The 13,713-nt window shown below is 60.9% G+C and carries 14 protein-coding genes; 6 read left to right on the top strand and 8 right to left on the bottom strand.

Going from position 1 to position 13,713, the window contains the following annotated elements; genetic code table 11:
- Positions 1 to 52: 52 nt before the first annotated feature.
- Positions 53 to 949 carry a branched-chain amino acid ABC transporter permease gene (locus A6U87_RS04880; RefSeq protein WP_065690049.1) on the top strand — a complete coding sequence of 299 codons (897 nt, stop codon included), beginning with the start codon at positions 53 to 55 and terminating at the stop codon, positions 947 to 949.
- On the opposite strand, the gene A6U87_RS04885 is transcribed toward A6U87_RS04880, so the two are convergent.
- The 5 genes from A6U87_RS04885 to A6U87_RS04905 all read right to left on the bottom strand — a co-directional run bounded on the left by A6U87_RS04885 (position 950) and on the right by A6U87_RS04905 (position 5,173).
- Positions 950 to 1,417 carry a molybdenum cofactor biosynthesis protein MoaE gene (locus tag A6U87_RS04885; RefSeq protein ID WP_065690050.1) on the bottom strand — a complete coding sequence of 156 codons (468 nt, stop codon included), beginning with the start codon at positions 1,415 to 1,417 and terminating at the stop codon, positions 950 to 952.
- A 1-nt stretch (position 1,418) separates the two neighbouring features.
- A complete protein-coding gene (moaD, locus tag A6U87_RS04890) occupies positions 1,419 to 1,673 on the bottom strand; it encodes a molybdopterin converting factor subunit 1 (RefSeq protein WP_065690051.1) in 255 nt (84 codons plus the stop codon).
- Entirely contained in the window at positions 1,670 to 2,260 is a 591-nt protein-coding gene (gene pgsA, locus A6U87_RS04895; RefSeq protein WP_065690052.1) for a CDP-diacylglycerol--glycerol-3-phosphate 3-phosphatidyltransferase, read from the bottom strand. The genes moaD and pgsA overlap by 4 nt, the downstream gene beginning before the upstream one ends.
- A gap of 109 nt (positions 2,261 to 2,369) precedes the next feature.
- Positions 2,370 to 4,409, bottom strand: a complete 2,040-nt coding sequence (gene uvrC / locus A6U87_RS04900) for an excinuclease ABC subunit UvrC (RefSeq protein ID WP_065690053.1) — start codon at positions 4,407 to 4,409, stop codon at positions 2,370 to 2,372.
- On the bottom strand, positions 4,406 to 5,173 hold the full coding sequence (locus A6U87_RS04905) for an SDR family oxidoreductase (protein ID WP_065690287.1): 768 nt from the start codon (positions 5,171 to 5,173) through the stop codon (positions 4,406 to 4,408). Before A6U87_RS04905 ends, uvrC begins: the two co-directional genes overlap by 4 nt.
- 362 nt (positions 5,174 to 5,535) lie before the next feature.
- Here A6U87_RS04905 and A6U87_RS04910 point away from each other — a divergent pair, with 362 nt between their 5' ends.
- A complete protein-coding gene (locus A6U87_RS04910) occupies positions 5,536 to 6,168 on the top strand; it encodes an outer membrane protein (protein ID WP_065690054.1) in 633 nt (210 codons plus the stop codon).
- A gap of 62 nt (positions 6,169 to 6,230) precedes the next feature.
- Here A6U87_RS04910 and A6U87_RS04915 read toward each other — a convergent pair whose 3' ends face one another.
- Positions 6,231 to 7,079, bottom strand: coding sequence for an oxidoreductase (locus tag A6U87_RS04915; RefSeq protein WP_065690055.1), 849 nt, complete (start codon positions 7,077 to 7,079; stop codon positions 6,231 to 6,233).
- Positions 7,080 to 7,185: 106 nt separating this feature from the next.
- On the opposite strand from A6U87_RS04915, the gene A6U87_RS04920 reads away from it, so the two are divergent.
- The gene (locus A6U87_RS04920; RefSeq protein ID WP_065690056.1) at positions 7,186 to 8,091 is read left to right on the top strand and encodes a LysR family transcriptional regulator; all 906 of its coding nucleotides are present in this window, start codon (positions 7,186 to 7,188) and stop codon (positions 8,089 to 8,091) included.
- Here A6U87_RS04920 and A6U87_RS04925 read toward each other — a convergent pair.
- Both A6U87_RS04925 and A6U87_RS04930 read right to left on the bottom strand, forming a co-directional pair.
- A complete protein-coding gene (locus A6U87_RS04925) occupies positions 8,082 to 8,678 on the bottom strand; it encodes a glutathione S-transferase family protein (RefSeq protein WP_065690057.1) in 597 nt (198 codons plus the stop codon). The two genes, A6U87_RS04920 and A6U87_RS04925, sit on opposite strands and share 10 nt — an antisense overlap.
- Before the next feature lie 62 nt (positions 8,679 to 8,740).
- A complete protein-coding gene (locus A6U87_RS04930; RefSeq protein WP_065690058.1) occupies positions 8,741 to 9,613 on the bottom strand; it encodes a 23S rRNA (adenine(2030)-N(6))-methyltransferase RlmJ in 873 nt (290 codons plus the stop codon).
- An 82-nt stretch (positions 9,614 to 9,695) separates the two neighbouring features.
- Here A6U87_RS04930 and A6U87_RS04935 point away from each other — a divergent pair, with 82 nt between their 5' ends.
- The 3 genes from A6U87_RS04935 to A6U87_RS04945 all read left to right on the top strand — a co-directional run bounded on the left by A6U87_RS04935 (position 9,696) and on the right by A6U87_RS04945 (position 13,670).
- Entirely contained in the window at positions 9,696 to 11,834 is a 2,139-nt protein-coding gene (locus A6U87_RS04935; protein WP_065690059.1) for a molybdopterin-dependent oxidoreductase, read from the top strand.
- Positions 11,831 to 12,430, top strand: a complete 600-nt coding sequence (locus A6U87_RS04940; RefSeq protein ID WP_065690060.1) for an NUDIX domain-containing protein — start codon at positions 11,831 to 11,833, stop codon at positions 12,428 to 12,430. The genes A6U87_RS04935 and A6U87_RS04940 overlap by 4 nt, the downstream gene beginning before the upstream one ends.
- A 76-nt stretch (positions 12,431 to 12,506) precedes the next feature.
- Positions 12,507 to 13,670, top strand: coding sequence for an alpha-D-ribose 1-methylphosphonate 5-triphosphate diphosphatase (locus tag A6U87_RS04945; RefSeq protein ID WP_065690061.1), 1,164 nt, complete (start codon positions 12,507 to 12,509; stop codon positions 13,668 to 13,670).
- The last annotated feature ends 43 nt before the right edge of the window (positions 13,671 to 13,713 follow it).

The raw sequence follows: 13,713 nt of genomic DNA on the forward strand, positions 1-13,713 counted from the left end.
ATAACTGGTAAAATGAGTTTTGCCAGTTATTATTTCGAACTGGGAGTGATCGATGGCCTACCTGCTGCAGCAATTGGCGAATGCGATACCATTGGCCGCGCTCTACGCCGCGCTTGCCTTCGGCTATGCGGTCGCCTTCGGCGTCACGAAGCGGGCCGACATCACCTATGGCGCGATTTTCGCATTCTCCGGCCAGATTTTGCTGCTGTTCACCGACTTCGGCTACAACCGGCTGTGGCTTATCCTGCCGGCAGCCTTGGCGCTCGGTGTGGCTGCCTCGCTGCTCTACTCGATGGGGGCGGGGGTATGGATCGGTCGGTCGATTATGATGCCGCTGGTTCGCCAATCATCGAATACCGTGATCGTCGCGGCCTTGGGGATTACGATCGTCCTGATGGAGACAGCCCGGCTGGCATCGGATACCCGCAGCCTCTGGCTTTCGCCTTTTCTGAATGACCGTGTCGTCTTCTGGCGCAGCGGCGGCTTCGAGGTGGTGCTGACCGAGATCCAGCTCGCCAACACGATCCTCATGTGCGCCTTCGTGGCGATCGGCGCTCTCATTTTGAAGCGAACATCCTGGGGGCGCGTGTGGCGGGCGGTGACCGACGATCCGCTGGCGGCGGAGCTATGCGGCACCAGCGCCGACAAGGTCTTTCTGCTCGCCTATGCCGCTGCCGTACTGGTCGCAAGCCTTTGCGGCATTCTCTCTACCGCCTATTACGGCACCATGGATTTCGGCGCCGGATTGATGTTCGGCTTGAAGGTCCTGATGGTCGCCGCCGTGGGAGGCTATTCCGATCCGCTGAAATCAGCGGGAGGCGCCGCCGGTCTCGGTTTGATCGAAACCTTGTGGACGGCCTATGGACCGTTCATTTGGCGCGATCTGGTGGTCTTCACGCTGCTCGTGCTGTTGCTGGTGCTCAGCAGGCGCGAACGCGCCATCCCGTGACTATTTCCACTTGTCGTGCGCCTTGTCGTCCGCGCTTTTCGCGGTAACCCAGTCGCCGGTAGCGCCGTCCTTACCATGTTCCTTTTTCCAGAAGGGCGCGGATGTCTTCAGGAAATCCATGACGAAATTGGCGCCGTCGAAGGCAGCCTGACGATGGGGAGCTGCGGCAACCACAAGGACGATATTGGCGCCGGCCACGATCTTTCCATAGCGGTGGATGACCGTCAGTCCCAGAAGGTGGAAGCGCTCGATCGCAAGCCTGGCGATCCGAGTCATTTCCGCTTCCGCCATGCCGGGGTAGTGCTCAAGCTCAAGGGCCGCCAAGGTGCCGCCTTCATCCCGGCACAGGCCGGAGAACGTCACGATGGCGCCGACGCCGCGCGTCTCATGCGTAAGCCGGTGGACCTCGCCTTGGAGATCGAAGTCCCCGGGCTGTACCCGGATATGAGGCTCGACCACGCCGGTCATGTCAGCCCCCGGTCATTGGCGGGAAAATGCCGATCTCCCGTGCGTCGCCGATCGGCTCGTCATGTTCGACATGTTCCTGGTCGAGCGCCACACGGATCACGTCAGGAAACTGAAGTGCCGTCTCATACTCTTCGCCCAGCGTCTTCAAATGACTCAGAAGATCGGAAACGGTCACCACTGATTGGGGCAGGGCGATGTCTTCCTCGCCCTTGCCGATCCGTTCACGCACCCAGGCGAAATAGACGAGTTTTGTCATTCTTCGTCATCCACGATGTGCTTCAGGCCGGCCCGGAAATAATCGTAGCCGGTGTAGATGGTCAGGATTGCCGCAATCCAGAGGAGGCCGATGCCGGTCTTCGTCGTGAAGGGGAAGATCTCGTCGCCGGCGGGGCCCGCCAGCAAGAAGGCGATGGCGACCAGCTGTACCGTGGTCTTCCACTTGGCGATGCGGGTCACCGGTACGCTGACCTTCAGCGCTGCGAGATATTCGCGCAGGCCCGATACCAGGATTTCGCGGCAGAGAATGGTGATCGCCGCCCAGATCGACCAGCCGGCAATGGTCTGGTCCGCAGCCACGAGCAGAAGAATCGAGGCAACAAGCAGCTTGTCGGCGATCGGGTCGAGCATCCGGCCGATATTCGAGGTCTGGTTCCATATGCGGGCAAGATAGCCGTCGAGGAAGTCGGTGATCGACGCAATGACGAAGATCCACAGCGCAACCCATCGCGCGGTGTTGCTGATCGCGAGCTTTCCTTCGAGGAAGAAGCACAGGACGATCAACGGTACCGCGAGGATACGGCCGTAGGTCAACAAATTGGGGATGCTATATGCGCGCGATGCCATGAACTGTTCTCTGAATTGATGCGCCGGTAGATGACGGCTTTGACTGCAAAGCGTCAACATTCTTTCTGTTTTTTTGCTTCCATTGCGTGGAATTTGCGACCGACGCCACCTATTTCGCGGCGTCGTCGTGAAAATGATTGTAAACCTGCTTGGCGACGGTTTCCGAAATCCCCTCGACAGCCATCAGATCCGACAGCGCCGCCCGCGAAACAGCCTTCGCCGTTCCGAAATGCTGGAGCAGCGCACGTTTGCGCGAAGGCCCAATGCCGCCGATCTCGTCGAGCGGATTCTTCACCATCTCCTTCTTGCGCCGTGCGCGATGCGAGCCGATGGCGAAACGGTGTGCCTCGTCACGCATGCGCTGGGTGAAATAGAGAACCGGGTCGCGCGGCGGCAAGGTGAAGCTCTCGCCGGCCGGCAGGAAGAACCGCTCGCGTCCCGCGTCGCGATCGACACCCTTGGCAACGCCGATGGCGATGACGCTGTCGGTAATCCCGAGCTCTTCGAGGATAGCCCGAACGGCCGTCATCTGTCCCTGGCCGCCGTCGATCAGGATTACGTCGGGCCAAGCCGGGAAGGGCATATCCGCTGCATCGGCGGTCGAGACTGGCTGGCTGCGATCGGGAATGCCTTCTTCCTTGATCAGTCGGGTGAACCGCCGCGTCATCACTTCCCGCATCATCCCGAAGTCGTCGCCGGGCGTGATGTCGGTCGATTTGATATTGAACTTGCGGTAATGGTTCTTCACGAAGCCTTCCGGCCCCGCGACCACCATGCCGCCGACGGCATTGGTACCCATGATATGGGAGTTATCGTAGATCTCGACGCGCTGCGGCAAGTATGGAAGCTTGAAGGTGTCCTTGAACCCTTCCAGCAGCCGGGACTGCGAGGCAGTTTCCGCTAGCTTGCGCCCATGCGCCTCGCGCGCATTGCCGACGACATGATCGACCAGATCGCGCTTCTCGCCGCGCTGCGGTACCAGGATCGAAACCTTGTGTCCGGCCTTCTCGGCAAGTGCGGCCGACAGCAGCTCCATCTCATCGACCGTCTCGGAGAGCAGGATCTGCTTCGGCACCGGCTTGTCGTCATAGAACTGTGCGAGGAAGGCGCTCAGCACCTCGGCGCCGGTGAGCTGCGGATCGGCTTTCGGAAAATAAGCCCGGTTGCCCCAGTTCTGTCCGGTCCGGAAGAAGAACACCTGAATGCAGGAAATTCCCCCTTCGTGGTGGATCGCGAAGACGTCGGCCTCCTCGACCCCGGCAGGGTTGATGCCCTGATGGCTGGAGACATGCGACAGCGAGGCGAGGCGGTCGCGATAAACGGCCGCCTGCTCGAAATCCAGATCCTCGGCCGCCTGGTTCATCGCCTCGGCCATATGCTCCTTCACCTTCTGGCTCTTGCCGGAAAGGAAGTCCTTGGCCTCCTGCACCAGTTCGCCATACCCCGCATCGCTGATTTCATGCGTGCAGGGCGCCGAACAGCGCTTGATCTGGTAGAGCAGGCAGGGCCGGGTACGCGTCTCGAAGACACTGTCGGTACAGGTGCGGATCAAAAAGGCGCGCTGCAGCGAATTGATGGTGCGACCGACCGCACCGGCGGATGCAAACGGGCCGAAATAATCGCCCTTGCGGGCGCGGGCGCCACGATGCTTCAGGATGGCGGGCGCGCGGTGGTCGCCGCTGATTAGGATATAGGGAAACGACTTGTCGTCGCGCAGCAGCACGTTAAAGCGCGGCCGCAAGCGCTTGATCAGATTCGCCTCCAGGAGGAGCGCCTCGATCTCGGTCCTTGTCGTCACGAACTCCATATGCGCGGTCTGCCGCACCATCTGCGCGATGCGGTTGGAGTGGACACGACCCATCGCATAGTTGCTGACGCGCTTCTTCAGGCTCCGCGCCTTGCCGACATAAAGGACGTCGCCGGCCTCGTTGAACATGCGGTAGACGCCCGGGCTGTTCGGCAGTCGCTTGACGAATTCGGCGATCAGATCCGCGCCGACGAGGCCGGTCTCATTGGTCCCGCCTTCGTTCCAGTCGATCGCAGCGGCAAGCGGCGCAGCGGAGGCTTCGCTCTCCACTTCGATATCGTCGTCGGCCTCGTCATTTTCGTCGTAAAGAACGCCGCCGTCCGGCAGCTTCCTTGAGTTCATTCCGTAATCTCCGCCACATCGGGCGTCTGCCATGCAAGGTGCTGGCCGCCATCGAGGGCAATCATTTGGCCGGTGATCGAGGGCGTATCGTAGAGGAAGCGGATCGTCCGTCCGAACTCGCCGAATCCCGGCCCCGCCTTCATGATAAGGCCGGCGACCTGCGCCTGGAAGTCCTCTTCGCTCTGTCGCGCGCTGCGAACCGTCGGGCCGGGGCCGAGCGCGTTGACGCGAATTCGCGGCGCAAAGCTCTGCGCCATGGTCTGTGTCGCTGTCCACAGCGCGGCCTTGGACAAGGTATAGGAATAGAAGCCGGGATTGAGTGCCCAGACCCGCTGGTCAATCACATTGACGATCAGCCCGGCATCGCTGGCCGGCAATCGCTCGGCAAAGGCTGCAGCAAGGATGGACGGCGCCCGAACATGCAGCGCGAAATGCTCCTCCCATGCCGTCGCATCGAAATGATGCGCCGAATCATTGTGGAACGCCGACGCATTATTGACCAGCAAATCGATCGGCCCGAGTGCCTCGGAAGCCTGTTTCAGGAGGTCGTTCGTCGCTTGCGTATCCATTAAATTTGCCTGCAGCGAAATTGCCCGAAATCCCTTTTGCCGCAATTCCGCCGCGAAATTTTCGGCCGCCTCGATCGAGCGGTTCGCATGGATGGCGACGGCAAAGCCGTTTGCTGCAAGATCTTCGACTATCGCCCGGCCTATTCTTTTGGCCGCGCCGGTCACCAATGCGGTTCGAAGTCTTTTGTCGTTCAAAATCATGCCTCTTCGTCGCGCGAGTCTGTGCGCTGCTTATATAGGCGTGTGTGTAGACCTTATAAATAGGGGTTTCGATTGCCCACAAGGCTTGGATGTTGTATGTATTATTTAAGAAAATAATTCGATAAAATAAGTATTCATGACTTAACCATTCATTATGGTTAACAAGTAGTCTGTTGCGGTAAAGCAACATCGAATTTCAGCCACCCAGGCGCCACAATCAAATCACATTTTGGCTCTTTCAAATCCTCATTTGGGCATCAATTTCCCTCTCGATCCGAAAGGGACATGCGTAATTGCTCGCGAATGCTTCGCTGTAAGACAGTTGACGAAGGACGCGGGTTTGAAAGGAGACGAGTATGCGTACTTTTATTGCTAGCCTGTTGGTTTCGACCGTTGCCCTCGGTGGCTTCTCCGCTGCTTATGCAGCAGACGCCGTCGACCAGATCCCGGAAGCTCCGGTTGCACAGAATGAGCCGGCTCCGGCTGCAACCTGGCAGGGCTTCTATCTCGGCGGCGCCGGCACCTACAACATGGGCAGCTTCACCGACAAGTACAACGCTCGTGCGATTGGTGGCCAGATCTACAGCGGCTACAACTGGCAGCAGGGTCAGATCGTATACGGCGTTGAAGGCGACATCGGCTATTCCGGTGCTGACGGCGCTGCACATGGCGGTACGGCCAAGAACGAAGTCAACGGCTCGATCCGTGGCCGTATCGGTTACGACCTGAACCCGTTCCTGCTGTACGGCACTGCCGGGCTTGCTGCGACCAAGAACAAGTTCAGCAACGGCAACGGTTCGGACACCGATACCGCGCTCGGCTACACGGTCGGCGCCGGTGCTGAAACCTTCGTGACCAACAACATCACGGCTCGTGTTGAATACCGTTACACCGACTACCAGCACAATGACTTCGACATCGGCGGCTCGAACATCTCGCGCGGCTATGACGAACACAGCGTCAAGGTCGGTATCGGCATGAAGTTCTAAGCCGAACATCGAATGCGAAAAAGCCGGGCCAAGTGCCCGGCTTTCTTGTTGCCCACGCGCGATCAGGCGGCGTTGCTTTCGCGGGGGAAGTCGGTCGATAGAGCAAGATCGCGCCATGCCTTGAGTTCCTCGGCAACATCGGCATTCTTCTTTTCGATCGCGGCAACCGTATCGCTGCCGAACGGCATGCGCAGCGGCGGATTGTTGGAGTGCGCCAAGGTGATCATTGCCTTGGCAAAGCGGGCAGGGTCACCGGGTTGCTGGTGATTGTGGCCTGCAGCGAATTCGCGCATCGCGCCCACCGGTGTCTCCTGGTAGTCGGCAATCGAACTGGGGCTTACCGAAAGCGAGCTCTCGTCAAGGAAATCGGTGCGGAAAAAGCCGGGCTCGACAACCGTTGCCTTGATGCCCAGCGGCGCGACTTCTGCGGCCAGCGCTTCCGTCAGGCCTTCCACGGCGAACTTGGTCGAGCAATAGATGCCCCAGCCGGCATGTGAGACATAGCCGCCAATCGAAGAGATGTTGATGACGTGACCCGAACGCTGGCGGCGCATATGCGGCAGCACGGCGCGGGTCACGTTCAGCAGCCCGAAGACATTGGTTTGGTAGAGCTTTTCGATCTCGCTCATTGTTGCCTCCTCGACAGCACCCAGCAGACCGAAGCCGGCGTTGTTGAGGAGGATATCGATACGGCCGAACCGCTTGACGGCCTGTTCGGCAGCCTCGTGCGCCGACGTTTCGTCGGTGACATCCAGGGATACGGTGAGGAGATTTGGGTGATTGCCAAACTTCTCCTGCAGACCCTGAGGATTGCGCGCCGTCGCCACGACGGCATCTCCGGCGTTGAGAGCTTCCTGAGTGATGAGGGCACCGAAACCTCTCGATGCACCAGTGATGAACCAGACACGCATGACCTTTTCCTTTCGGTTGTGATTTACTGACACGACCAAGGTAGCGTATGGATATTGGTGAGGGAATTTACCTTATTCTCCATGAGCTGTTGAGAAATATTCATCAATGCGACGTGTACGCTCGACCGATCTCGCCATCTTCCTGGCAATAGCCACTCACCGCAGTTTCCGAAAAGCGGCGGTCGAACTCGGTGTGACGGCATCGGCCTTGAGTCACGCTTTAAGGGCGATCGAAGGGAGGCTTGAGGTTCGTCTGGTCAACCGCACCACCCGCGGTGTTGCGCTGACGGAGGCAGGCGAGAGACTGTTCGACCGGATACGACCAGCCTTCCTCGATATCGATGCGGCGCTCGATGATCTCGACACGTTTCGTGGCCAGCCCTATGGAAAGTTGCGGATCAACGCGGCTCGCGCAGCCACAAGGCTCGTGCTGTTGCCGATCGTCTCGCGCTTCCTGAGAGCCTATCCCTCGGTCGAGGTCGAAATCGTTATCGACGACGCCCTTGTCGACATGGTCTCGTCCGGGTTCGATGCCGGGATACGCTTTGGCGAGAGCATTGCTGCCGATATGATCGCGGTACCGATCGGTCCGCGCCACCGTTTTGCGGTGGTTGGCGCTCCCGGCTATTTCGACGGCAGGAATAAGCCGATCACGCCGCACGATCTCAAGGACCATGCCTGCATCCGCTATCGGTTCGCCGGCGGCGCCTTCTATCGGTGGGAGTTCGAACGCGGCGGTGTCGAGTTGGAGATTGACGTTCAGGGGGCGCTGACACTGGGCGATCAGGATATTATCTCCGACGCCGTCTTCCAGGGGAGTGGGTTGGGCTATCTCTTCGAAGATCAGGTGCGCACCGCGATCGATGACGGCAGGCTGGTCAGGGTGCTGGAGGACTGGTGCCCGTTCTACCCCGGCTTCTTCCTGTATTATCCAAGCCGTCGGCAATTACCGACGGCGCTGCGCGCCTTCATCGACTTCGTCAAGGCAGACAGGGAGCAAACTCAACCCTGAGGCTTCAGCTCCGGGTAGGCCGGAAACTTCTTCTCGAAATCGCGTGCCCAGCCGATGAGCTCGGAATGTTCGGCTTCCCACTGGCCCTTGAAGCGCAGCTCGAGGTAGCCGAGCGTCGCGGCCAGCGCGAAGTGACCGCCATGCAGCTTCTTGCCAATCTTCGGGAGATGAACGCTGAGGTGGCTGAGGCCGCTGATGGCCTTCTTCCACTGGCGGTCGATCCACGGCTGATGCACCTTTTCCTCGTCACGGAAACGGCGCTCGTAGACGATGGCGAGCAGGCAGTCGCAGATGCCGTCGCACAGTGCTTCGAGGATCTCGGCTTCCAGGCGCTTTCCGTTCTTCGCGGGATAGAGCTTCTTGCCCTTGAGACGGCCGAAGTAATGCATGATGGCGACGCTGTCGTAGATCGAAATGCCGTCATCGGTGAGCAAGGTCGGAATTTTGCCAAGCGGGTTGTTGTCGACGAGGATCGCCGGCCCGGCATTGGTGTCGACGCGGATTTCGGTCGCGTCGAGTTCGAGATAACGCGCGGCCATGCGCACCTTGCTGGAATAGGGCGAGGTTGGTGCACACAGGATCTTCATGGTCGGTCTCTCTCAAAAATGCTTGCAATGTGCCGGGACTATTTCGCGCGCGAAAGAGTCGGTCAATCCTCTTTCACGGCCTTGTTTTCGCCGCGCAGCCAGAACGCCCGGTGCGAGGCATAACGGTCCTGCGCCATGTGATCCTTCAGCGCCGGCAGCAGCTGGTGCAGCTCGTCCTTCAGCGTGTAGGGCGGGTTGACGATGATGAGCCCCGAGCCGGTCAGTCCGGTATTCATTCCACGGTCGCTGCGCACGGTGAGCTCGGCGCAAAGTGTTTTCGGAATATCGAGCGCCTGCAGCGCCTCGTGGAACTCCTTGATCGGCGCGCCTTTCTTGATCGGATACCACAGGCAGTAGGTGCCACCGGGAAAGCGACGATGCGCCTTGGCGAGGCCATCGACCAGCCGCTCATACTCGCCATCTTCCTCGAAGGGCGGATCAACAAGCACGATGCCGCGCTTCTCCTTCGGCGGCAGATGCGCGCCGAGCGACAGCCAGCCGTCGAGCTCGGTGATGCGGGCATGATGATCGCCCTCGAAAAGGCGGTGCAGCCGCTGGTAATCCTCGGGATGCAGCTCCATTGCCGACAGCCGGTCCTGCGGACGGAAGAGCATGCGCGACAGCTTCGGCGAGCCGGGATAGTAGCGCATGCCGCCGTCAGGATTGAGCTCGCGGATCGCCGTCAGATAGGGCTCGAGCAATTCCGCCACCTGCGGCGCCAGCTCCGCCTCCATGATCTTGCCGATCCCGTCGCGCCATTCGCCGGTTTTCTGCGCCTCTTCCGAGGAGAGGTCGTAGAGCCCGATGCCGGCATGTGTATCGAGCACGCGGAAGCCCGCATCCTTCTTCTGCATGTAGCGGACGAGACGCGCGAGAACCGCGTGCTTCAGGACATCGGCAAAGTTGCCCGCATGATAGATGTGGCGGTAGTTCATTTTCGCTGATGCCTACATGAATTTGCGTGAGGGGCGTCGTTTCCGGCTTTTGGCCGGTTTCGGGTTGGAATATAGAAACTCCATGAACATTGCGACCCCCATCGAAGCCAAATCCCCGAAGTCCTCAGTCCGGATCGGCCACACTGCCTGTCCGCATGACTGTCCCTCCACCTGCGCGCTGGAAGTTGAGGTCAATGATGATGGCAGGATCGGCCGCGTGCGCGGGGCAAACGACCACAGCTACACCTCGGGCGTCATCTGCGCCAAGGTCGCGCGATACGCCGAGCGGCTCTATCATCCCGACCGCCTGATGCACCCGCTGCGCCGCAAGGGCGCCAAGGGGGCGGGGGAGTGGCAGCAGATCTCTTGGGACGCCGCGCTGGATGAAATCGCCGAAGCTTTTGTGAAGGCCGAGGCCAGGGATGGCAGCGAGGCGATCTGGCCCTATTTCTACGCCGGCACCATGGGCTGGGTGCAGCGCGATAGCATCGATCGCCTGCGCCATGCCAAGCGCTATTCCGGCTTCTTCTCGTCGATCTGCACCAATCCGGCATGGACCGGCTTCACCATGGCGACAGGCGTGCTGAGAGGCCCGGATCCGCGCGAAATGGCGCGCACCGATTGCGTCGTCATCTGGGGTACCAACGCGGTCGCCACGCAGGTCAACGTCATGACCCATGCGATCAAGGCGCGCAAGGAACGCGGCGCCAAGATCGTCGTCATCGATATCTACGATAGCCCGACGATGAAGCAGGCTGACATGGCGCTTATCCTCAAGCCGGGCACCGATGCCGCACTCGCCTGCGCCGCCATGCACATCGCCTTCCGCGACGGCTATGCCGACCGCGCCTACATGGCGAAGTATGCCGACGATCCCGCCGGCCTCGAAGCGCACCTGAAGACGAAGACGCCTGAGTGGGCCGCCGCCGTCACCGGGCTCTCGGTCGATGAGATCGAAGCCTTCGGCAAGCTCGTCGGCACGACGAAGAAGACCTTCTTCCGCCTCGGCTATGGCTTCACCCGCCAGCGCAACGGCGCGGTCGCCATGCACGCGGCGGCCTCGGTCGCAACCGTTCTCGGCTCCTGGCAATATGAGGGCGGCGGCGCCTTCCATTCGAACAGCGACATCTTCCGCATGAACAATGCGGAACTCACGGGCAAGTCGATGAAGGATGCCGATATCCGCATGATCGACCAGTCGCAGATCGGCCGCGCCTTGACGGGCGACCCTGTGGCGCTGCGCCATCGCGGCCCGGTCACTGCCATGCTGATCCAGAACACCAACCCGGTAAACATCGCGCCGGAGCAGCGGCTGGTGAAGCGCGGCTTTGCCCGCGACGACCTCTTCGTCGCCGTCCACGAGCAGTTCATGACCGATACCGCCGAGATGGCCGATATCGTCATTCCCGCCACCATGTTCGTCGAGCATGACGACATCTATCGCGCCGGCGGCCAGAACCACATCCTGCTCGGCCCCAAGCTGGTCGAGCCGCCGGAAACGGTGCGCACCAATCTCTTCGTCATCGAGGAACTCGCCAGGCGCCTCGGCGTCGCCGATCGTCCCGGCTTCGGCTTCACGGCGCGCGAGATGATCGACCGCGTTCTGCAATCGAGCGAGCTGCCCGGCTACGATCATTTCCTCGAACACAAATGGTTCGACCGCCAGCCGGACTTCGACGACGCGCATTTCATCAACGGCTTCGCCCACGCCGACGGCCGGTTCCACTTCCGCCCCGACTGGCGCAACCAGCCGGCACCCAACCGCCCGCCGGATGCCGTCGGACTGCTCGGCCCCTATCCGGAGCTGCCGCAGTTCCCGGATCAGGTCGACGTCATCGAAGTGGCTGATGCTGAGCATCCGTTCCGCCTCGCCACGTCACCCGCCCGCAACTTCCTGAACTCCAGCTTCGCCGAGACCAAGACCTCGCGGCAGAAGGAGGGGCGGCCGGAGCTGATGATCAATCCCGCCGATGCGGAAGTGCAGGGGATTGCCCACGGTGATCTCGTCCAGGTCGGCAACGCCAGAGGCGAGGTGCGCCTGCACGCCAAGCTGACGACCGAGGTCAAGCCGGGCGTGCTGATCGCCGAGGGCCTGTGGCCGAACAAGGCGCATGTGGATGGGGAGGGCATCAACGTTTTGACCGGCGCCGACCCCGTCGCGCCCTATGGCGGCGCTGCCGTCCACGACAACAAGGTTTGGCTTCGCAAGGATGCCGCATGACGAAGTTCGAAAAGGCAAAGGCTGAGATCGTCCACGACAAGACGCTCTCGGATGGCTGGACGCGGCTTAGCAATTACGAGATCGACTACACCGACTCGGAAGGCGACACCCATCGCCTGCATCGCGAGGTCTACCATCGTACCCCGGCGGCAACGATCCTGCTTCACGATCCCAGGCGCGACACGGTAGTACTCGTCCGGCAGTTCCGTCTTCCGGTTCACCTCCACGGCGAGCCTGCCTGGATCGTCGAAGCGCCGGCAGGCCTGCTCGATGGCGAGGAGCCCGAAGCTGCCATCCGACGCGAAGCGATGGAGGAAACCGGCTTCCGTGTCCGCGACGTCAGTTTTCTCTTCAAGGCTTACAGTTCGCCAGGCTCCAGCACCGAAGTCGTCCACTTCTTCGCGGCCTCGATCGACACGGACGGTCGCATCTCGAATGGTGGTGGACTGGCGGAAGAACATGAGGACATCGAAGTCGTCGAAGTCCCCCTCGATGAAGCGCTGGCGATGATCGGGACCGGTGAGATCGTGGATTTCAAGACGATCATTCTGCTGCAATGGGCGGCGTTGAACAAAGGTGCCCTGAATAAGCCTTGAGGGGTTCATTCGGCTGTCATGAATCGGGACTATCCGCTCCGGCTTGTCATAATTCCCACCCGCAAGGAGAAAGCCGATGTGGCTCAGCAATTTCACGATCGTTCTGCCAGATGAGGTCGTGAACAACGGCTCCGTGCGCATCGAGGATGGCGTCATTGCCGAGATCCGGCCGGAGGTCGTCGCCAATGCCGCGATCGATGGCGAAGGCCGTCTGTTGATGCCGGGCTTCGTCGATCTGCACGGTGACATGATCGAGCGCGAGATTGCACCGCGCCCCAACGCGATGATGCCGATCGATTTCGGCATTTACGAGCTGGACAAGAAGCTCGCAGCGCATGGCGTGACGACGGCCTATGCCGCTGTATCCTTCGCGACGGAAAGTGTCTATGGCCACGTCCGTTCGCTGGAGACGACCTGCGCCGTCATCGAGGGTGTCAGCCGCCTGAAGGACAGCCTGCTGATTGATCACCGCGTTCACGCGCGCTACGAGATCACCAATATCGGCGCCGCACCGGCGCTGGAAAAGCTGCTGGATGCCGGCCATGTCGATATGGTGTCGCTGACCGACCATACGCCGGGCCAGGGCCAGTACAACAACATCCAGAGCTATATTCTGAGCATTGCCGAGCGCCGTGCCATCTCCGAGGAAATGGCGGCAGAGATGGTCGCCAAGCGCATCGCCATGCGCAACAATCCCGAGATCGAGACCACGCTCCGCCATATCGTCGACCTGTCGCTGCGCCATAAGCTGTCGCTTGCCTCGCATGACGATGACAGCGCCGAGAAGGTCGCCGAAATGCATGATATGGGCGTCACCATCAGCGAATTCCCGGTGACGCTGCCGGCCGCAGAGGAAGCGCGCCGCCGTGGCCTGTGGACGCTGATGGGGGCGCCGAATGCGCTTCGCGGCCAGTCCATGTCCGGCAACCTGAGTGCGCTCGATGCAGTCCGCGCCGGTCTGCTGTCGGTCATTGCTGCCGACTATCATCCGGCCGCCTTCGTACCCGGCATCTTCAAGATCGCCGCCGAAACCGACCTTCCGACTGCGGTAGCCATGGCGACGAAGAATGCGGCACGCTCGGCCGGTCTGCTCGATCGCGGCGAGATCGCTGTCGGCCAGCGCGCCGATCTGGTCGTGGTCGAGCCCGGCGAGGTTCATCGCATCCGCGCGACCTTCCGTGGCGGTCGCTTCGTCTACAGCGACGGCACGTTGCACCAGCCAAGGTCGCTGGCGGCGTAAGCAAGCGTCAAAAGGATGTGGGCCCGATCCCCGGGCCCAAATC

It is taken from the genome of Rhizobium sp. AC44/96 (assembly GCF_001692185.1).
Lineage (GTDB): Bacteria > Pseudomonadota > Alphaproteobacteria > Rhizobiales > Rhizobiaceae > Rhizobium.